The organism is Streptomyces endophytica (assembly GCF_026153355.1).
Classification (GTDB): domain Bacteria; phylum Actinomycetota; class Actinomycetes; order Streptomycetales; family Streptomycetaceae; genus Streptomyces; species Streptomyces endophytica.
Window position 1 is genome coordinate 1,516,085 of the sequence record NZ_CP110636.1, and the last position, 20,252, is coordinate 1,536,336.

10 protein-coding genes and 3 pseudogenes are annotated in these 20,252 nt (G+C 70.8%); 9 read left to right on the top strand and 4 right to left on the bottom strand.

Annotated features, from left to right (window positions below):
* Nucleotides 1-524 precede the first annotated feature (524 nt).
* The 5 genes and pseudogenes from OJ254_RS06870 to cseC all read left to right on the top strand — a co-directional run bounded on the left by OJ254_RS06870 (nt 525) and on the right by cseC (nt 5,812).
* Complete coding sequence (locus tag OJ254_RS06870; RefSeq protein ID WP_265361657.1) at nt 525-1,484, top strand: HhH-GPD family protein; 960 nt, start codon at nt 525-527, stop codon at nt 1,482-1,484.
* A gap of 726 nt (nt 1,485-2,210) precedes the next feature.
* Complete coding sequence (locus tag OJ254_RS06875) at nt 2,211-2,831, top strand: SigE family RNA polymerase sigma factor (RefSeq protein ID WP_078871998.1); 621 nt, start codon at nt 2,211-2,213, stop codon at nt 2,829-2,831.
* Between the two features lie 497 nt (nt 2,832-3,328).
* Entirely contained in the window at nt 3,329-3,781 is a 453-nt protein-coding gene (locus tag OJ254_RS06880; RefSeq protein ID WP_265361658.1) for a hypothetical protein, read from the top strand.
* Nucleotides 3,782-3,790: 9 nt separating this feature from the next.
* Nucleotides 3,791-4,502: pseudogene (gene cseB, locus OJ254_RS06885) on the top strand (two-component system response regulator CseB).
* An 8-nt stretch (nt 4,503-4,510) separates the two neighbouring features.
* Nucleotides 4,511-5,812 carry a two-component system sensor histidine kinase CseC gene (gene cseC / locus OJ254_RS06890; RefSeq protein ID WP_261956367.1) on the top strand — a complete coding sequence of 434 codons (1,302 nt, stop codon included), beginning with the start codon at nt 4,511-4,513 and terminating at the stop codon, nt 5,810-5,812.
* 389 nt (nt 5,813-6,201) lie between these two features.
* Here the strand turns inward: cseC and OJ254_RS06895 are convergent, their stop codons facing one another.
* Complete coding sequence (locus tag OJ254_RS06895) at nt 6,202-7,836, bottom strand: MDR family MFS transporter (RefSeq protein WP_265361659.1); 1,635 nt, start codon at nt 7,834-7,836, stop codon at nt 6,202-6,204.
* 146 nt (nt 7,837-7,982) lie between these two features.
* Here OJ254_RS06895 and OJ254_RS06900 point away from each other — a divergent pair, with 146 nt between their 5' ends.
* On the top strand, nt 7,983-8,597 hold the full coding sequence (locus OJ254_RS06900; protein WP_265361660.1) for a TetR/AcrR family transcriptional regulator: 615 nt from the start codon (nt 7,983-7,985) through the stop codon (nt 8,595-8,597).
* Here OJ254_RS06900 and OJ254_RS06905 read toward each other — a convergent pair.
* Nucleotides 8,579-9,277 (bottom strand): M23 family metallopeptidase, encoded by a 699-nt coding sequence (locus tag OJ254_RS06905; RefSeq protein ID WP_265361661.1) that lies wholly within the window; start codon nt 9,275-9,277, stop codon nt 8,579-8,581. The genes OJ254_RS06900 and OJ254_RS06905 overlap by 19 nt on opposite strands.
* Nucleotides 9,278-9,957: 680 nt before the next feature.
* On the opposite strand from OJ254_RS06905, the gene OJ254_RS06910 reads away from it, so the two are divergent.
* Together OJ254_RS06910 and OJ254_RS06915 are read left to right on the top strand one after the other, a co-directional pair.
* Nucleotides 9,958-13,182, top strand: a complete 3,225-nt coding sequence (locus tag OJ254_RS06910; protein WP_481004321.1) for an NACHT domain-containing protein — start codon at nt 9,958-9,960, stop codon at nt 13,180-13,182.
* A 58-nt stretch (nt 13,183-13,240) separates the two neighbouring features.
* On the top strand, nt 13,241-15,814 hold the full coding sequence (locus OJ254_RS06915; protein WP_265361663.1) for an NACHT domain-containing protein: 2,574 nt from the start codon (nt 13,241-13,243) through the stop codon (nt 15,812-15,814).
* A gap of 315 nt (nt 15,815-16,129) precedes the next feature.
* Here the strand turns inward: OJ254_RS06915 and OJ254_RS06920 are convergent.
* Nucleotides 16,130-18,653, bottom strand: a pseudogene (locus OJ254_RS06920) (ATP-dependent Clp protease ATP-binding subunit).
* A gap of 498 nt (nt 18,654-19,151) precedes the next feature.
* On the opposite strand from OJ254_RS06920, the pseudogene OJ254_RS06925 reads away from it, so the two are divergent.
* Nucleotides 19,152-19,885, top strand: a pseudogene (locus OJ254_RS06925) (SCO3374 family protein).
* Here the strand turns inward: OJ254_RS06925 and OJ254_RS06930 are convergent.
* The gene (locus OJ254_RS06930) at nt 19,816-20,151 is read right to left on the bottom strand and encodes a histone-like nucleoid-structuring protein Lsr2 (protein WP_030416764.1); all 336 of its coding nucleotides are present in this window, start codon (nt 20,149-20,151) and stop codon (nt 19,816-19,818) included. The pseudogene OJ254_RS06925 and the gene OJ254_RS06930 sit on opposite strands and share 70 nt — an antisense overlap.
* Nucleotides 20,152-20,252 lie beyond the last annotated feature (101 nt).

Below are 20,252 nucleotides of genomic sequence, written 5' to 3' on the forward strand. Positions count from 1 at the left end.
GCCGTATGCCCCTCGCTCGCTTCTGCCGTACGCCTGTCGCTCGCGTCTGGTGCCTGCGGCATCTGCATCTGCCCGTCGCTGTCGTTCGCCTTCGCCATGTCCGTATCCCGGCCTTGCGCCCTGTGCCTCGTACCTCGCGCCTCGCGCCTCGCGCCTCGCTCCTTGTGTCCTGCGCCGCGCGCCCTGTGCCCTGTGCCCTGTGCCCTCCACCCTGCACCCCGTGCCCTGTGCCCCGCGCCCCGCACCCGTGCGCATTTCCTGCGCGTCCTGCCGCGCCCCGTTATCGCCCGGCCCCGCCTTCCCTTGCTTCGCCTTGTCGCCTCCTTCCTAATCCCGGCAACGATTACGGAGAGTAATCAGTTCCCTCGGATTGTAGTGAGTTTTCGGAGGCGGTCGTGGGGTGGCGTACCGGCGGTAGCGGCCAGGCGTGCGTATGCAGTCGTCCTGCGAGTGGGTGGGCGTGCGGCGGGGCGCGGCCGGTGCGTTTCCTGGGCGCGTGCGGACGTGCCAGGATCGTCGGTGCCATGACTTCGACGCCTGTCACCTCATCTGCCACGTCCGACGCCGCCGAGACCGCTTCCGCCGCCGCTCCGGCCGCGGAGGCCGCAGACGGGACCGCGCTGCACGGGCCGGTCACCGACTGGTTCGACGAGCATGCCCGCGATCTGCCCTGGCGCCGCCCCGAGGCGGGCGCCTGGGGTGTGATGGTGAGTGAGTTCATGCTCCAGCAGACGCCGGTCAGCAGAGTGCTGCCGGTGTACGAGCAGTGGCTGGCCCGCTGGCCGCGCCCCGCCGACCTGGCCGCCGAGGCGCCGGGCGAGGCGGTCCGCGCCTGGGGCCGGCTCGGCTATCCGCGGCGCGCGCTGCGGCTGCACGCCGCCGCGTCCGCCATACAGGAGCGGCACGGCGGTGACGTACCGCGCGAACACGCCCAGCTGCTGGCGCTGCCCGGCGTCGGCGAGTACACCGCCGCGGCGGTCGCCTCGTTCGCGTACGGGCAGCGGCACGCGGTGCTGGACACGAACGTGCGGCGGGTGTTCGCGCGCGCAGTGGCCGGCCGGCAGTTCCCGCCGAACGCCACCACCGCCGCCGAGCGCAAGCTCGCCCGCCAACTGCTGCCCGAGGACGAGAAGCTGGCGGCGCGCTGGGCAGCGGCCACGATGGAGCTGGGTGCGCTGTTGTGTACGGCGCGCACGCCGGAGTGTCACCGTTGCCCGATCGCCTCGCGGTGCGCGTGGCGGCTGGCCGGCTCCCCTGCGCACGACGGGCCGCCGCGGCGCACCCAGACGTACGCCGGTACCGACCGGCAGGTGCGCGGGAAGCTGCTCGCGGTGCTGCGGGAGGCGGTGGCTCCGGTTCCGCAGCAGGTGCTGGACGCGGTATGGGACGAGCCGGTGCAGCGCGCCCGAGCGCTGGACGGGCTGGTCTCGGACGGCCTGGTGGAACCGCTGGGCGGCGGACGGTACCGGTTGCCGCTGTCGTAGGCGGCACGTCGGTCGACACCCCCGGTCGAGGTCATTGGCTGCTGACCTCGACCGGTCGCCCCGCTCGGGGTCATTGACCGGTGACCCCGGTCGCTGACCTCGACCGGTGACCCCGATTGATGATCTCGACCGGTGACCCGATCGATGACCTCGGCCGACGGCCCCGACCGGTGACCTCGATCGACGGTCTCGGCCGACGTGGTCGGCCGAGTTACCGGTGCCGGTCCGGGCCGCCCGTGCGTGACCACGCCGCGCCCTCGTGCGTGCGTACTTCACGCGCCGTACCTCATGCGCCGTACCCATGCGCCGTACTCCGTCCGCCGTACGGCGGGTCCGTGCGCCCGGCGCCCCGCACGGCCCCGGCACCCCCGCACAGTCAGGGGCGGCTGCACCCGCAGCCGTCCCTGACTGTCTTTCACGGCCGAAAAGGGTCGGTAGTTGGCCGGATGGTGATTCTTCGGCCGGGCGGCGTGGTGCCGGACCACCTGGTGGTGAAGGTCCCGTGACGCGCGTCGTCACGTGCGCCGTGACGGATGCCGTGGGCCTCATGGGCCTTTCGGCGGGGGTGTTGTCCGACCGGAGTATGACGGCGCGGGGGTCGCCGTCCCCCCGAGGTATGACCCCCGGCGCGCTGTTACACAACCGAGGGTTTTCCGTGCACTCGCTGTGGGGCCGACGCACATTACGCCGCAACACCCCCTCCGTAGCGTCTTCCACGTGCTGGAGATGACCGCCAGCGCAGTCAACGTGGGGAATCGCAAGCGGATCGGAGGCGTCGGGATGGCGACCAGCGGCGGCAAGGTACTGGACTTCGAAGAGTACGTGCGGACGCGGCAGGAGGCCCTGTTGCGCAGCGCCCGGCGTCTGGTGCCCGATCCGGTCGACGCCCAGGACCTGCTGCAGACGGCGCTGGTGCGCACGTACGGCCGCTGGGACGGGATCGCGGACAAGTCGCTGGCCGACGCCTACCTCCGCCGCGTCATGATCAACACCCGTACGGAGTGGTGGCGGGCCCGCAAGCTGGAGGAGGTGCCCACCGAGCAGCTTCCGGACGCGAGCGTGGACGACGGCACCGAGCAGCGCGCGGACCGGGCGCTGCTGATGGACATCCTCGGGGTGCTGGCTCCCAAGCAGCGCAGCGTCGTGGTGCTGCGGCACTGGGAGCAGATGAGCACGGAGGAGACGGCTGCCGCGCTCGGGATGTCCACGGGTACGGTCAAGAGCACGCTGCACCGTGCGCTGGCGCGGCTGCGTCAGGAGCTGCAGGCCCGCGACATCGACGCGCGGATGCTGGAGCGCGGGGAGCAGGACCGGGCGCGGCAGGACCAGGAGCGGTGCGCGGCCTGATGGCGGGTGGCGCGGGCCGGTGTGCGGCCTGACGTGCGGGGGGAGCCCTCAGTGATCACACGCATGACAAATGTGTGAAAACGGTCACGTGGTCCGGAGCCGTACGGTTCATAGGTCGAGGCGTCACAATCACATCAGGGAACGCACGAATACCTTCACTTCAGGCACTGAGTTCAGTCACTGAACTCAGTCACTGAACTCAGTCACTCAACTCAGTCACTCAACGAACAGCAGCGGGATCGGCGGCTGTGCGAGCAGCACGGTGAGCAGGAGCGGATTGTCCAGGAACAGGTTGACCAGGATCGGGTTGACCAGAGGCGGCGCGGCCACGGCGGGGGTGGCCGCCGTCGGCCTTTTGCTGGCCGGGTGCAATCCGGGGGCGAGGGTGTGCGCAGCGAGGGGTCGGCGAGCAGCACCCCGATGCCCAAGGGGCGGCGAGCAGCGCGCCGAGTCCGACCTCGTCGGCCGGGTACAAGAAGGTCGACGCGGTCCGGCTGATGCGGGACGATCCGAGGGTCGGCGCGGACGTGAAGAAGTCCCTGTACAAGCCGTGCGCCGCCGACGAGTACCCGGTGGAGGTGACGTATGCGTCGCTGACCGGCGGTTCGTCGCCCGATGTCATCGTCAACGTCATGACCTGCGCGGATTCCGTGGGGATCGGGTCCTACGTGTACCGCAGGGACAGCGGGGCGAAGGACGGGTATGACAACGTGTATGCGAATGAGCAGCCGTCGGTCTCCGCCGCGGTGAACAAGGGTGAGCTGGAGGTCTCGAAGCAGACCTACGCGGCCGGCGACAAGGTGTGCTGTCCGTCCGGTGAGGACGTGACGACGTACCACTGGGCGGGCGGCCGCTTCACCCAGGCCGACCAGTACCACACCGACTACAGCAAGACCACCGTCGACAGCATCCCGGCGACCGGGGACAGCGGCGCGGGACCGGAGGGTTGAGACAACCGCATGGCCGACACCCATGTGCTTTTTCGTCGAGGACGACGACGTCATCCGCGAGGCGACGCAGCTCGCGCTGGAGCGGGACGGATTCGTGGTCACCGCGATGCCGGACGGGCTCGCGGGGCTGGAGGCGTTCCGTGCGAACCGTCCGGACATCGCGCTGCTCGATGTGATGGTGCCGGGGCTGGACGGGGTCAGTCTGTGCCGGCGGATCCGTGACGAGTCGACGGTTCCGGTGATCATGCTGTCGGCGCGGGCCGACTCGATCGACGTGGTGCTGGGCCTGGAGGCGGGCGCGGACGACTACGTCACCAAGCCGTTCGACGGGGCGGTGCTGGTGGCGCGGATCCGTGCGGTGCTGCGCCGTTTCGGTCACGCGAGCGGCCCGGACGGCGCCAAGCCGGCCGCGGCGGCGGACCACGCCCCGGACGAGGCGGTGCTGCGCTTCGGTGATCTGGAGGTCGACACCGAGGGCATGGAGGTCCGCAAGGGCGGCGAGAACGTGGCGCTGACGCCGACCGAGATGCGGCTGCTGCTGGAGTTCTCCAACGCGCCGGGTACGGTCCTCTCGCGCGACCGGCTGCTGGAGCGGGTGTGGGACTACGGCTGGGGTGGTGACACCCGGGTCGTGGACGTCCATGTCCAGCGGCTGCGCGGCAAGATCGGCCAGGACCGGATCGAGACGGTCCGCGGTTTCGGATACAAGCTGAGAGGCTGACGCCGCCGGTGGTGAGGCTGGCCCTGCGGACAGGGCTGAGATGGAAGCTCAGCGCCGCGATCGCGCTCGTCGGAGCGCTGGTCGCGATCGCGCTGAGCCTCGTCGTGCACAACGCGGCCCGCCATTCCATGCTCGACAACAGCCGGGACGTGCAGGTCGAGCGGCTGAACTTCACCCAGAAGATCTTCGAGTCGACCAGCCGGCTGCAGTTCGGGGCGAAGATCGACGATCCGGCGCTGCCGGAGCCGCTGCGCCGCGAGGTCGCGGAGAACGAGCGCGCGACGTATCTGCAGGACACCGGGGAGACGGCGCCGGAGGTGTGGGCGGCGACGCCGTTGAGCGACGGCCGGGTGCTGTCGATGCACGACCGGTTCCCGGACCGGTTCGCCGTTCTGGACGATCTTGACCAGGCGCTGCTGATCGGTTCGACCGCCGTGGTGGTGGGCGGTTGTGCGCTGGGTGTACTGGTCGGCGGGCGGCTGTCGAAGCGGCTGCGGAAGGCGGCCGCGGCGGCCGGGAAGCTGGCCGACGGGGACACCTCGGTACGGATCCGTGACGAGGTCGGCGGCCGGGTCCGGGACGAGACGGACGATCTGGCGTGGGCGGTGGACGCCATGTCGGACGCGCTCCAGGAGCGGATCGAGGCGGAGCGGCGGGTGACCGCGGACATCGCCCATGAGCTGCGCACGCCGGTCACCGGTCTGCTGACCGCGGCCGAGCTGCTGCCGCCGGGCCGCCCGTCGGAGCTGGTCCGGGACCGTGCGCAGGCGCTGCGGACGCTCGTCGAGGACGTCCTGGAGGTGGCCCGGCTGGACGGCTACGCCGAGCGCGCCGAGCTGCAGGACGTGGCGCTGGGTGAGTTCGTGACCCGCCGGGTGCGGGCCCTGGACCCGGACATCAAGATCGATGTCGTACGGGACTCCGAGGCGACCACCGATCCGCGCCGGCTGGAGCGGATCCTGGGCAATCTGATCGCGAACGCGGCGCGGCACGGCAAGCCGCCGATCGAGGTGACGGTCGAGGGCCGGGTGCTGCGGGTGCGCGATCACGGGCCCGGTTTCCCGGAGGCGCTGCTCCGCGAGGGCCCGAGCCGGTTCCGCACCGGCAGCAGCGACCGGGCGGGCCGCGGCCACGGGCTGGGCCTGACCATCGCCGCGGGCCAGGCCCGTGTGCTGGGCGCCCGTCTGACCTTCCGCAACGCGGACGAGCTGACGGACGGCTCGACGGGCGCGATCTCCGTCCTCTGGCTGCCGGAGAACGCCCCGACGAGTACGGGGAGCTTTCCGGTCATCCACCTGCCGGATCGGTAGCCGCCCACGTACGTGGCTGTCGCGCCGCGGTTGTTGCTCGCCGTAGTGCTTTGCGGCCGTGCGTACCCGTCTTTCGCGCCGCGGGGCTCGCTCGGCGTTGTGCGCTTTGCGGCGCCCCGTACGTACCCGTCTCTCCCGCCGCGGGGCTCACTCGCCGTCGCTCCCCCACTGCCTAAAGGGCGTGGGAGGTACCCCCACGCGGCGGGCGTTGTTTGTCGGGTGCGGTGCCGGCCCTCCGGACTTCGTCCTCCGGTCCAGCCCCCCCGTGAGTGGGGGGAGATAGCTGAGTGGGGGTGCACGTGATCGTTCACGTGCACCCCCACTCAGGGTTTTTCACCACTCACAACGGGAGGTCCGTCACCGTGGCGGGACGGCCGAGTACGTGGGTGTCAGACCGCCGCCGCCACCCGCTCCGGCTCCGCGGAGCCGCCCTGCGGGTCCGCGGCCGACTTCGCGGCCGGGCCGCCCCGCAGCGGGACCTCCTTCAGGAACCAGGCCGCGGCGAAGCCGATGATGCTGACCAGGGCGCCCCAGAGGAAGACCTGGTGGGCACCGTTCGCCACGGCGTGCGCGTACGCGTCCTTGATCACCGGCGGGAGTTCGGGCAGGCGCTTGGGGTCCATCTGGGCGCCGCCGCCGGCCATCTTGTCGCCGGCGGCCTTGCCGAGCCGTGCGGCCATCGTGGACTGCACGTGGTTGGTGAAGATCGCGCCGAGGATCGCGACGCCGAAGGAGCCGCCGATGGTGCGGAAGAGGGTGGCGGACGAGGAGCCGACGCCCATGTCCTTCAGCTCGACGCTGTTCTGGGCGATCAGCATCGTGGTCTGCATCAGGAAGCCCATACCGGCGCCGAGCACGGCCATGTAGACGCCCGAGGTGAAGCGGGTGGTCTCGGTGTCCATGAGGGACAGTACGGCCATGCCGGCGGTGAGCAGGCCGCTGCCGACCACGACGAAGACCTTGTACTTGCCGGTCTGGGTGGTGACCCGGCCGGCGAACAGCGAGACGGCCATCATCGCCAGCAGCATCGGCAGCAGCAGCAGGCCGGAGTTGGTGGCCGAGGCGCCCTGCACGGTCTGCTGGAACAGCGGCAGGAAGGTCATCGAGCCGAACATCACGAAGCCGACGAGGAAGCCGATGACGGTGACGAGCGAGAAGTTGCCGTTGCGGAAGATGTGCAGCGGCAGCACCGGCTCGGCGACCTTGCGCTCGACCAGGATGAACGCGATCAGGGCGACGACGCCCAGGATGCCGAGGCCGATGATCTGCGGCGACAGCCAGTCGTACTCGGTGCCGCCCCAGGTGGTGATCAGGACGAGGGAGGTGATGCCGAGGGTGAGCAGCGCGGAGCCGACGTAGTCGATGCGGGCCTGGGAGCGCTTCTTCGGCAGGTGCAGCACCGCGGTGACCATGATCAGTGCGACCGCGCCGAGCGGCAGGTTGATGTAGAAGCTCCAGCGCCAGCCGAGGTGGTCGGTGATGGTGCCGCCGACGAGCGGGCCGCCGATCATGGCGACGGCCATGACGCCGGCCATCATGCCCTGGTACTTGCCGCGTTCCCGGGGCGGGATCAGGTCGCCGATGATCGCCATGACGCCGACCATCAGGCCGCCGGCGCCGAGGCCCTGGACGGCGCGGAAGCCGATGAGCTGGCCCATGTCCTGGGCCATGCCGGACAGTGCGGAGCCGATCAGGAAGAGCACGATGGACGTCAGGAAGACGCCCTTGCGGCCGTACATGTCGCCGAGCTTGCCCCAGATCGGGGTCGAGGCGGCGGTGGCGAGCGTGTAGGCGGTGACGACCCAGGACAGGTGCTCCAGCCCGCCCAGGTCACCGACGATGGTCGGCATCGCGGTGCCGACGATCATGTTGTCCAGCATCGCGAGGAGCATCGCGATCATCAGCGCGAAGAGCACCAGCCGCACGCTCGCCGGCTGCTTGCCCTCCGGTGCGGCCGGGGGCTGTGCCCCGGCCGCCGCGGTTCTTCCGTCCCCCGTCGGGGTCGCAGACTGCGACTTCCCCATTTGCCTTCCCTCTCCTACTTACTTGCCGCCCGGCTAGTTCAGTACAGTGAGGAAGGTAGGCGGCTAACTAGCCGGGCGTCAAGTAAGTTTCTTTGGCCCGGTCCTGGGCACGCCTCCCACCAGCATCGACGACGCAGGAGAGCACCATGAGCACAGGGCAGCCGCGCCGGGGAAACACCCGCCAGCGCATTCAGGACGTCGCTCTGGAGCTGTTCTCCGAACAGGGCTACGAGAAGACCTCGCTCCGGGAGATCGCGGAGAAGCTGGAGGTCACGAAGGCGGCGCTGTACTACCACTTCAAGACCAAGGAAGACATCGTCATCAGCCTGTTCCAGGACCTGGCCCGGCCCTGTGACGAGCTGATCGCCTGGGCCGAGGGGCAGCCGCGGACCCTTCAGACCAAGCTGGAGGTGATCCGCCGCTACAACGAGGCGCTGCGTTCGGCCGAGCCGCTGTTCCGCTTCATGCAGGAGAACCAGGCCGCGGTGCGCGATCTGAGCATCGGCGAGACCTTCAAGGCGCGCATGCTGACCCTCTTCGGCCTCCTGAAGGAGGACGATGCGGAGCTGACGGATCAGGTGCGCTGCATCACGGCGCTCTTCTCCATGCACGCGGGCATGTTCGCGATGCAGCACGTCGAAGGCGACCCCGAGGAGAAGCGCAGGGCCATCCTCGAGGTCGCCACAGAACTGGTCACGGCGGCGAACCCGCCGAACCGCCGGCCAGCCCGGCCGGATTCAGCTCAGACGGCGTCGCCGTGAGCCCGCAGGAATCCGGTCGGCTCGATGCCCGACCCGTAGTTGGGGCCGGTGCGGACCTCGAAGTGCAGGTGGGGGCCGGTCGAGTTCCCGGTGCTGCCGGACAGCGCGATCTGCTGACCGGTGCCGACCTGCTGGCCGACGTGGACCTGGATCACTGACAGGTGCGCGTACTGGGTGTACGTCCCGTTCTCGTGCTGGATCACGATGGCGTTGCCGTACGCCGGGCCGTCACCGCCGCCCCAGGGGCCGGCCTTGATGACGGTGCCCTTGTGGACGGCCTTGACCGCGGTGCCGCTCGGCACGACGAAGTCCTGGCCGCTGTGCTTGTGGGCCCAGTGGCTGCCGGGAATGCCGAAGGGCTCGCCCAGCGTGTACTTGTCGACCGGCTTGACCCAGGCGTCGGCCTTCTTGGCCGCGTCCTTCTTCGCCTTGGCCGCGGCGGCCTTGGCGCCGGCGGCGGCCTTGGCCTGGGCGTCGGCCTGCGCGCTGACGGTCGAGCCGACGTGCGAGGTGAGGCCCAGCAGACCCCCGTCGGCGGCGGAGGCGGCACCGGCGCCGAGCGCGACGGTCACACCGACACCGGCGGCCACGACGGCGGCCCGGCGGCGCAGCAGGGACTTCGCGGTCTTCGGGGTACCGGCGGAGTTCTTGGAATGGCGAATGGCGGCGAACTTCGACATGCGGGTTTTTTCCTTCCGGAATTCGATCAGCAAGATCTGGGAGATCAGAGAGATCAGGAATTTCGCGACTTCCCGGCTGCGGCCCGGTAGCGCCATTCCTTGGTAACCGGTCGGGGCCGCCTGGCCAAGACCCTCCGCTACTAAGCGGGCCCGTACGAAAGTCGTCGGGAAAGAGCCTCTTGCATTCCGCCCGGACCTTTGCATGACCGGCATGAATCACCGCATAACGGACAGCCGGATAGCCTACGAAACCGCAGCTGATCAGGCCTTTTACTCACACATTGCCCAGGTGGCGGTGCCGCTCGGACCTCCGCCCCCACCGGACCCCGCCGCGCCCCCGGAAAACCCCCGCTCCCCCGCCCACCCTTTCTTCTAATTCCGCTAGTAGACCCGAAACCGGCTGTGCGTCATGTCACCACCGGCCCGGTTCCTTTGTGACCTGGGTTACCCGGACGATGTGACCTGGATTACCGGAGAGCTGTGACCCGCATTACTCGCGGGCATTCATCCGGCTATTGCGGAGGGACGGTCCGGGGGCCCGGGATGGCGAATTCCGTGACCGCCGCCACACCGTCCCGGCTAGCCTGGCCCCACCACATGACCGGCCGCACGACGGCCACATCACCGGTCCCGGACCACCGGCCACGGGGGAGGCGGCGCGCACGATGGACCCGTCAGCAGTGGGCATACGACTCGCGTCCGGCGTGGTCGCGCCGCTCGTCCGGAAGCTCTTCGTCAAGGAGGGGCCGGGCGCCGGCCTCGTCGCGGCCCCCGTACGGATCTCCGCCCTGGTGTCCTTCACCGGCGAGCAGCGCACCCTCACCCGCAAGGACCTGCACACACTCGCCGCGGAACTGGTGCGGCGGGCGTTACGCAGCCACGGCCCCGGCGAGCGGCCGGTCCCCGAGGACGAGGAGCGCGCGGTGGCCGACGCGCTGGCCGCCACCCTGCACGCCCTCGGCGACCTCGACATGGACGACGTCCAGGCCGTCCGGCTCGGCGCCGGAGCCCTCGCCGACCGCCTGCGGACCGCGGCCCCGGCCGCCGCCCGCGACCTGTCCCGGGACGCCGAGCTGCTGCACCGCGCCCTGCTCGACACCGCCTGCCTGCACATCGTGCACTTCTTCAGCCAGCGGTCGGCCTTCGTCGCCCGCACCCTCGTCCAGCAGAGCCGCAGCCTGGACGGCCTGATCGCCACCATGGACGCGTTCCTCGAACGGCACCCCTCCCCACGGGCCGCGGACCTCGCCTTCGAGCGCAGCTATCTCACCTACGTGGCGCGCAAACACAGCCGGCTCACCATCTACGGCATCGACCTGACCCACTCCCCGGACCGGTGGCCGCTCGACGCCGCGTACCTGAGCCTCGCGGCGACGCCGGCCGCCGGGCGCGGACCGGAGACCCCCGGCCCGTGGGAGGAGGACGGCGCCCACCCGGCCGGCGCCCCGGCCCCGCTCCCCGCCGACCAGGCCCTGGCCGGCCGCGACCGGGTGCTGCTGCGCGGCGTGGCCGGCTCCGGCAAGAGCACCCTCGTGCAGTGGCTGGCCGTCTCCTGCACCAAGGCCCCCGGCGAGACGCCGCTCCCCCACCTCTACGGCCGGATCCCGTTCGTCCTGCCGCTGCGCACCCTCACCCGCGACGGCGCGCCGCTGCCCACCCCGGACCACTTCCTGGCGGCCGTCGGCTGCCCGCTGTCCGGCGCCCGGCCCGACGGCTGGACCGACCGGGTCCTGGCCTCCGGGCGGGGCCTGCTCCTCGTCGACGGGCTGGACGAGATCCCGGACCGCGAGCGCGCACAGGCCCGGCACTGGCTGCGCGATCTGCTCGACGCGTTCCCGGACAACCTGTGGCTGGTCACCACCCGGCCCTCCGCGGTGCGCGACGACTGGCTCGCCCCCGACGGCTTCGACGAGCTGACGCTGGCGCCGCTGCGCCGCGCCGAGGTCACCGCGTTCATCGGCCGCTGGCACGACGCGGCCCGCCGCGACGCCGAGGACCCCGCCCGCCTCGACGCGTACGAGCAGTCGCTGCTGGCCGCCGTCCACACCAAGCAGGACCTCGCCCGGCTCGCCACCAACCCCCTCATGTGCGGGCTGATCTGCGCCCTGCACCGCGACCGGCGCGGCTATCTGCCCACCGGCCGCAAGGAGCTGTACGACGCGGCGCTGGTCATGCTGCTCTCCCGCCGCGACCGCGAGCGCGACATGGCCGCCCCCACGGGCATCGAGCTGAACGACGAGCCGCAGATCCAGCTGCTGCAGCGGCTGGCGTACTGGCTGATCCGCAACGGCCGGACCGAGCTGGACCGGGAGCGGGCCGAGCGGATCGTCGGCGAGGCGCTGCCGGCGGTGCCGGCGGCCGCCCGGCAGGGGGACGCGTCGGCCGTACTGCGCCATCTGCTGCTGCGCAGCGGGCTGCTGCGCGAGCCGGTGGCCGGTTCGGTGCAGTTCGTCCACCGCACGTTCCAGGACTACCTGGGTGCCAAGGCGGCCGTCGAGGACGGTGACATCGGGCTGCTGGTGGCGCATGCGGACGACGTGCAGTGGGAGGACGTGATCCGGTTGGCAGTGGCGCACGCCCGCCCGCGCGAACGGGCCGAACTCCTGCGGGAGTTGCTCGCCCGCGGCGACGCCGCCGCCGACCCGCCGGCCGGGCTGCGGATCCACCTGCTCGCCCTGGCCTGCCTGGAGCACGCGACGGAACTCGACCCGGCCGTACGGGAGGAGGTGAACGCGCGGGCACGGGCGATCCTGCCGCCGCGGAGCCGGGAGGAGTCACGGCTGCTGGCCTCGGTGGGGCCGCTGGTCGTGGAGCTGCTCCCCGGCCCGGACGGCTTGGAGGACGACGAGGCGCAGGAGGTGGTGGCGACGGCGGCGCTGGTCGGGTCGGATGCGGGGCTGGAGGTGATCAAGCGGTTCCGTTCCCATGACTCGCGCCGCACCCAGGTGCAACTGGCCGCTTCCTGGCGGGCGTTCGACACCGAGTCGTACGCCCGGGACGTTCTTCGGCACCTCGACCAGGACGTGATGGTCACTGCCGAATCCACCGCCGAGTTGCGTGCGCTCAAGGGGCTCGGGGGCCGGCGCGGTGTCGTGGCAAGCGGCGCGTTCACCGCTCGCGAGCTCCTCGACGAGCTGGTCCACGAACCGCTCAGGAGCCTGACGATCGAGTCGAACCCGGAGATCGCCGACCTCGGTTTCCTCCGCGAGTTCCCGAATCTGGAGTGGCTGTCGCTGTGGGGGTGCCCCGCGGTCGAGGACCTCGCCCCGCTCGCTGACCTCGGCATCCGTACCCTGATCCTCTCCGCGCCGCCGGGACAGGACCTGCCGACCCCGCGCGGGCTCGATGCGCTGACCGGCCTCACCGACCTCTACGTCTACACCCGGCTGCCGGACGGCACCGCGGCGCTGCCCGCCGGTGCCCCGCTGAGGTTCCTCGCCCTCGGCCAGCCCCTTGGGGCCGAGTGCGCTGGTCTTGCTTCCTGGCCCGGTTTGCGCAGCCTGTACCTCCATCGGCTCACGGATGGTTTCGGCGAGTACCAATGGGCCGAACTGGCCTCGCTTGCGGAGCTGCGCTGGCTGTCCGTGGGCCTGGCGTCCGCCGAGGTGTGGTCGCTGGACCTTCCGCCGGGCGTCCGGCTCCCCCAGGTCACCACCCTCGACCTGACCAATCCGGCACGGGTGTCCGCTGCCCGGCTGAGCGTGCTTCTGGAGACGCTCCTTCCGGCCTTCCCCCGCCTGACCAGGCTCAACATCTACGGCGTGATCGACGCCCCGATCGCCCTTCCCCCCTTGACCGGGCTGTCCGCACTCCGCGAAGTCGGCCTCTACAACCTCCGCCCCGACCCCCTCCCCGACCTCCCGCCCGGCGTCGAACTCACCCTCCGTCCCCGCCCCCGCACTTAGGCTGGGCCGGGTAAAGGCGCTCAACGTCCCTGCCCGGTACCGCAGTTACGGGAAGTCCATGGATCCCACGAGCCTCGCCGCACGTCTCGCCCCGCACATCGTCGATCCCCTCGTCCGCAGGCTGTTCCGCACCGACGGGCCGGTCACCGAGCTGGTCGGCCGGCCCGTTCCGATCGCGCTGCTGGTGTCGTTCACCGGTGAGAAGCCGGAGTTGAGCGCGTCCGACCTGGACGACCTGGCCGCGTCCCTCGTCGCGCGGGCGACGGGTGCCGGGGACCCGGACCTGGCCGCCGCGCTGGCCCGTACGCTGCGGGCGCTCGCCGAGACCGGGATGGACGACGTCGACGCGGCGCGGCTGCTGCCCGCGGAGTTCGCCCGCCGGCTGTGCGCGCGGGTGCCCGCGGCCGCGCGCCGGCTCGCGGGGGACCGTGCGCGGCTGTACGGGCTGCTGGTGGACGTGGTGGCCCGGCACGTCCTGTACTTCCTCACCCGGCGGTCGCCGTACGTGGCCCACACCCTCGCCGAGCAGACCCGTACGCTCGCCGAGCTGATCCACGGGCCGCACACCGCGCCCGCCGCACGGTCGGACCGCGCCCCTGGTGAAGAGGCCGTCGAGGAAGAGGCCGTCGACGAGGCGGCTTTCGAGGAGGAGTACGCACGGCGCACCGCCGCCCTCCACAACCACCTCACCATCTACGGCATCGACCTCGCGCACTCCCCGGACAGCTGGCCGCTGGACGCCGCCTATCTGGGGCTGCAGTGCGAGCCGGGGTCCCCGGAGGACGATCCGCCGCTGCCCGCCGAGCGGGCGCTGGCCGGGCGCGGGCGGGTGCTGGTGCGCGGGGTGGCCGGGTCCGGCAAGACGACGCTGCTGCAGTGGCTGACCGTCGCCACGGCCCGCGACGAGCTGCCGGAGGCGCTGGCGGAGCTGCGCGGCCGGGTGCCGTTCCTGCTGCCGGTGCGCCGTTTCGCCCGGGCGGGGCTGCCCGCCCCGGAGACGTTCCTGGACGCGGTCGGCTATCAGGACGCGGACCGGGCGCCGGCCGGCTGGACGGAGCGGGTGCTGGCGGAGGGGCGGGCGCTGCTGCTGGTCGACGGGGTCGACGAGGCGCCGGAGGACGAGCGGGAGCAGCTGCGCCGCAAGCTCGGCGAGTGGACCGGCCGCTACCCGGACAACGTCTGGATCGTCACCTCCCGGCCGTCCGCGGTGCCCGGCAACTGGCTGGCCGACGAGGGCTTCGGGGAGGTGGCGCTGGCGCCGATGAGCCGGGAGGACGTCGCCGCGTTCATCCAGCGCTGGCACCGGGCCGCGGCCCAGCAGCGCCCGGCCGACCTCGACCGGCTCGCCGACTACGAGCGGACGTTGCTGAACGCGGTGCGGATCACCCGCGATCTGGGGCGGCTGGCGACCAATCCGCTGATGTGCGGGCTGCTGTGCGCCCTCCACCGCGACCGGCGCGGCTATCTGCCGCACGGCCGCAAGGAGCTCTACGACGCGGCGCTGTCGATGCTGCTGGAGCGGCGTGACCGGGAGCGGGCGATGGGGGCGCCCGACGGGGTGGAGCTGACCCGGCAGCCGAAGATCCAGCTGCTGCAGAAGCTGGCCCACTGGATGCTGATCCACGGCCGTTCGGAGATGGACCGGGCGACGGCGGTCGCGACGCTGGCGGAGCATCTGCCGGCCGTTCCGGACGCCGCGCGGCAGGGCGGGCCGGAGGAGGTGTTCCGGCATCTGCTCAACCGGACCGGGCTGCTGCGGGAGCCGACGCCCGGCACCGTCGACTTCGTGCACCGCACGTTCCAGGACTATCTGTCCGCGCGGGCGGTGGTGCAGCGGCACGATTTCACGCTGCTGCTGGAGCATGCGCACCACGACGCGTGGGAGGACGTCATCCGGATGGCGGTGGCGCTGGCCCGGCCGGACGAGTGCGCGGCGCTGCTGGACGGGCTGCTGGCCCCGCATGCGGGCGTGCGGGCCGCGGAGGCCCGGCACCGCAAGCTGCTGGCGGCGGCCTGTCTGGAGCACGCCGCGGAGCTGGATCCGGCGGTCCGGGCGCGGGTGCAGCGCTTCACCCGGGACATGGTGCGTCCCGGGACGCCGTCGGCGGCCCGGGCGCTGGGCTGGATCGGGCCGATCGTGCTGGAGATGCTGCCGGACCCCACGGAGGTCCCGGACCGGGAAGCGGTCCTTCTGGCGATCACCGCCACGTCGATCGCGGACGACATGGCGATCGACTATCTGACGGGGCTGCGCGACCGGGCGCACCACGACATCCGGGCGCAGCTCGCCGGGGCGTGGCGGCGCTACGACACGGCCCGCTACGCCCGCGAGATCATCGCCCACCTCGATCCGGCCGAGCTGTATTTCCCGGTGTCCGGCCCGGAGGAGTTGCGGGCGCTGCGCCGGCTGGGCGGCCGTCCGCACCTGCGGATCGCGGGGTACTTCACCCCGGACCAGCTGGTCGAGGGCATCGCGCCGGCCGACGGCCTGACCCGGCTGTGGCTCGCGTACGACCTCGGCGTTTCGATGGAGTGGCTGTCCGCCTTTCCGAATCTGGACACGCTGCGGATCGGCCGCCGCATTCCGCCGGTGCAGGGGGTCCCGGACGGAATTCGTGTGGTGCGGCGGTAATTACCGGAGCTAATCGTTCCGGAAGCTCGCGGAAGCATCATGGAAGTGTGCGGAAGTGCCGCGGGAAGCGCGCCGGAAGAGGGGATCCGGAAGAGGAGATCCGGAAGAGGGGTTTCCGCGGCGCCGGGTGTCTCATCCGTATCTACTGCATCGTGCGTATCCGCCGTATACCGAGCCCCCGTATCCGCACGTATCCGCAAACGGAAACGGAACTGCCCGGAATCGTTTCGTACGATTCCGGGCAGTTCCGGTGCACCTGCTCCGATTTATTCGGTTGGGGCGCTATGGCCGCTTTGTGCGGTGAGGCGTTTCCGCTCAGGCGTCCTTGCTCAGGTTGGGACCCGAACCACCGGTCGCGGACTCGATCGGCGGGGCGTCCGGCAGGGCGGACTTCTCCTCGCCGCGGAAGGTGAACTTGGCGTTGTCACCCTCGCCCTCGGTGTCGACGACCACGATGTGGCCCGGGCGCAGCTCGCTGAAGAGGATCTTCTCCGAGAGGGCGTCCTCGATCTCGCGCTGGATCGTGCGGCGCAGCGGACGGGCGCCGAGCACCGGGTCGTACCCGCGCTTGGCCAGCAGCGACTTCGCGGTGCCGCTGAGCTCGATGCCCATGTCGCGGTCCTTCAGCCGCTCGTCCACCTTGGCGATCATGAGGTCGACGATCTGGATGATGTCGTCCTCGGTGAGCTGGTGGAAGACGACGGTGTCGTCCACACGGTTGAGGAACTCGGGGCGGAAGTGCTGCTTGAGCTCTTCGTTGACCTTGTTCTTCATCCGCTCGTAGCTGGACTTGGTGTCGCCCTGGGCCGCGAAGCCGAGGTTGAAGCCCTTGGAGATGTCCCGGGTGCCGAGGTTCGTCGTCATGATGATGACGGTGTTCTTGAAGTCCACGACCCGGCCCTGGGAGTCGGTCAGGCGACCGTCCTCCAGGATCTGCAGCAGCGAGTTGAAGATGTCCGGGTGGGCCTTCTCGACCTCGTCGAAGAGGACCACGGAGAACGGCTTGCGGCGCACCTTCTCGGTGAGCTGACCGCCCTCTTCGTAGCCGACGTAGCCGGGGGCGAGCCGAACAGCCGGGAGACCGTGTGCTTCTCGCTGAACTCCGACATGTCGAGGGAGATCAGCGCGTCCTCGTCGCCGAACAGGAACTCCGCCAGCGTCTTGGACAGCTCGGTCTTACCGACACCGGACGGGCCGGCGAAGATGAACGAGCCACCGGGACGCTTGGGGTCCTTCAGGCCGGCACGGGTGCGCCGGATGGCCTGGGAGAGCGCCTTGATGGCGTCCTTCTGGCCGATGACGCGCTTGTGGAGCTCGTCCTCCATGCGCAGCAGGCGCGAGGACTCCTCCTCGGTGAGCTTGAAGACCGGGATGCCGGTGGCCGTCGCCAGGACCTCGGCGATCAGCTCCTCGTCCACCTCGGCGACGACGTCCATGTCGCCGGCCTTCCACTCCTTCTCCCGCTTCGCCTTCGCGGACAGGAGCTGCTTCTCCTTGTCGCGCAGGCCCGCGGCCATCTCGAAGTCCTGCGAGTCGATCGCGGACTCCTTCTCCCGGCGCACGTCGGCGATCTTCTCGTCGAACTCGCGCAGGTCCGGCGGCGCGGTCATCCGGCGGATCCGCATCCGGGAGCCGGCCTCGTCGATCAGGTCGATCGCCTTGTCCGGCAGGAAGCGGTCGGAGATGTAGCGGTCGGCCAGGGTGGCCGCGGCGACCAGCGCGGAGTCCGTGATGGACACGCGGTGGTGCGCCTCGTAGCGGTCCCGCAGGCCCTTGAGGATCTCGATCGTGTGCGGCAGCGACGGCTCCGCGACCTGGATCGGCTGGAAGCGGCGCTCCAGGGCCGCGTCCTTCTCCAGGTGCTTGCGGTACTCGTCGAGCGTGGTGGCGCCGATGGTCTGCAGCTCACCCCGGGCCAGCATGGGCTTGAGGATGCTGGCGGCGTCGATCGCGCCCTCGGCGGCGCCCGCACCCACGAGGGTGTGGAGCTCGTCGATGAACAGGATGATGTCGCCGCGGGTGCGGATCTCCTTGAGGACCTTCTTCAGGCGCTCCTCGAAGTCACCGCGGTAGCGGGAGCCGGCGACCAGGGCACCGAGGTCGAGGGTGTAGAGGTGCTTGTCCTTGAGGGTCTCGGGCACCTCGCCCTTGACGATGGCCTGGGCCAGGCCCTCGACGACCGCCGTCTTGCCGACGCCGGGCTCGCCGATGAGGACCGGGTTGTTCTTCGTACGGCGCGACAGCACCTGCATGACGCGCTCGATTTCCTTCTCGCGCCCGATGACCGGGTCGAGCTTGGTCTCGCGAGCGGCCTGCGTGAGGTTGCGGCCGAACTGGTCCAGGACGAGGGAGGTCGAGGGCGTGCCCTCGGCGGGGCCGCCGGCCGTGGCGGCTTCCTTGCCCTGGTAGCCGGAGAGCAGCTGGATGACCTGCTGCCGCACCCGGTTGAGATCGGCGCCCAGCTTCACGAGGACCTGGGCGGCGACGCCCTCGCCCTCGCGGATCAGGCCGAGCAGGATGTGCTCGGTGCCGATGTAGTTGTGGCCGAGCTGGAGGGCCTCGCGGAGCGACAGCTCCAGGACCTTCTTGGCACGGGGGGTGAAGGGAATGTGCCCGGACGGGGCCTGCTGGCCCTGACCGATGATCTCCTCCACCTGCTGACGGACCGCCTCAAGCGAAATGCCGAGGCTCTCCAGGGCCTTTGCGGCGACACCTTCACCCTCGTGGATCAGGCCCAGGAGGATGTGCTCGGTGCCGATGTAGTTGTGGTTGAGCATCCGGGCTTCTTCCTGAGCCAGGACGACAACCCGCGCGCGCGGTCGGTGAACCTCTCGAACATCGTTAATCGCTCCTCAGAGCGGTCAGGCAGTTAGGGGTCGGTCCCCTCCCTGTCCTTCCGCATGCTAGTCCCGCGGGGCGGGACAGCTCATTCCAACTGCCGACACCCGTCCGGATCACCCCCGCACCGGCGGGGAAATTTACTGCCGAACAGCTGACATCTGCTCCAACTCGATGGTGCGAGACGATGTTCCCGCAGGCCAGGCATATACGCCCTCCGCCACTACGCCCGTGGCGAACGCGCCCTCCCCCGACACGCCGCCCGCATCCCGCCGAAAGCCGGGCCGAGGCGCTTCGTGCGCCGGTCACACCGTCTCTTCCCACTGAGACTGTCTTACCCGCTGCCTCTGACACTCCATGCGGCGCGGGCCGCTTCCATCCGCTATGGGCGAACATCCGCGCGCCGCCGGAAGCCCCGCCACGCCTCTTACGCGAGCACGGTCCGTATGCGCGGCCACACCCACCGTAACTTCCGTGATCGGGGGCAGTTGCACCGGGCATGCCCCGCGTGCTCCCGCGCCCGTACAGCCCGTACAGCCAGCACAGCCCGCAAGGTGCCTCCGGTCCGGCGGGCCCCCTCGGCCCGCTCGCCGCCGTCCGTCACCGGTACGAGCACGACATGGGGTGGCCGACGGCGCCCACGGAGCCGCTGGAGCTGCTGACCGGGGTGCGTTTCGACGTGCTGGAGATGCCGGCCGGCGCCGGGAGCGCGGTGCTGCGGCGGTGGCCGCTGCTGGGCCCGGTGGCGCTGCTGCGGCCGGGAGGCGACGCGAACCCTCCGGGTAACCGGCCGAAATTGCTCGTCCTCGTCGCGCCGGGCGGTGCCGAGGAACTCCCGGGAATCCTGGAATGGCTGGAGTGGGGCCCGCTGGCCGGGGATCTCACGGCGCGGGGGCCGGTGGCCGGATGCCCGCGCCGGCGTTCCCCTTCGACCCCTCATCGCCTGCTGCATTCGGTTCGTGGGAGGCCGCGGTATGGGTGCGACCTCCCCGGACCGGGCACGAGGCGGAGAATTCCCTGCCCGCCACGGGGTTCGGGGCAGGAATCGGGGACGGTGGTGGCGTCCCCGACCTCGTACGGCTCGTGAGCGCGGCGGCGACGGAGTGCCACCGTGCCCGGTTGTTGCGTGTTCGTAATGCCCAATCGGACCGCGTGTGCGGAGATCAGGCGTTGGCCTTCTCGAATGCCTCGCGAATGTCGGCGGGGACACGGCCGCGGTCATTGACGTTGTAGCCGTTCTCCTTCGCCCAAGCGCGGATCTTCGCGGTGTCCTGGCTGCCGGCGGAAGCCGCCGCACGTGCCTTGCCGCGACCGCCGGAACGTCCACCGGTACGACGGCCGGCCTTCACGAAGTCCGCGAGCGACTCACGCAGCTTCTCGGCGTTGCTGTCGGAGAGGTCGATCTCGTAGGCCTTACCGTCGAGCGCGAACGTCACGGTCTCGTGGGCTTCGCCGCCGTCGAGGTCGTCGACAAGAAGAACCTGAACCTTCTGTGCCACCGGTTTCCCTTTCATCGAATGCGGATTACGACGGAAAGCAAACCGCTTTTCCGGGAAAAACACAAACCCTTGGGTAGGGTTCACTTGCCCGCAGACCGGGG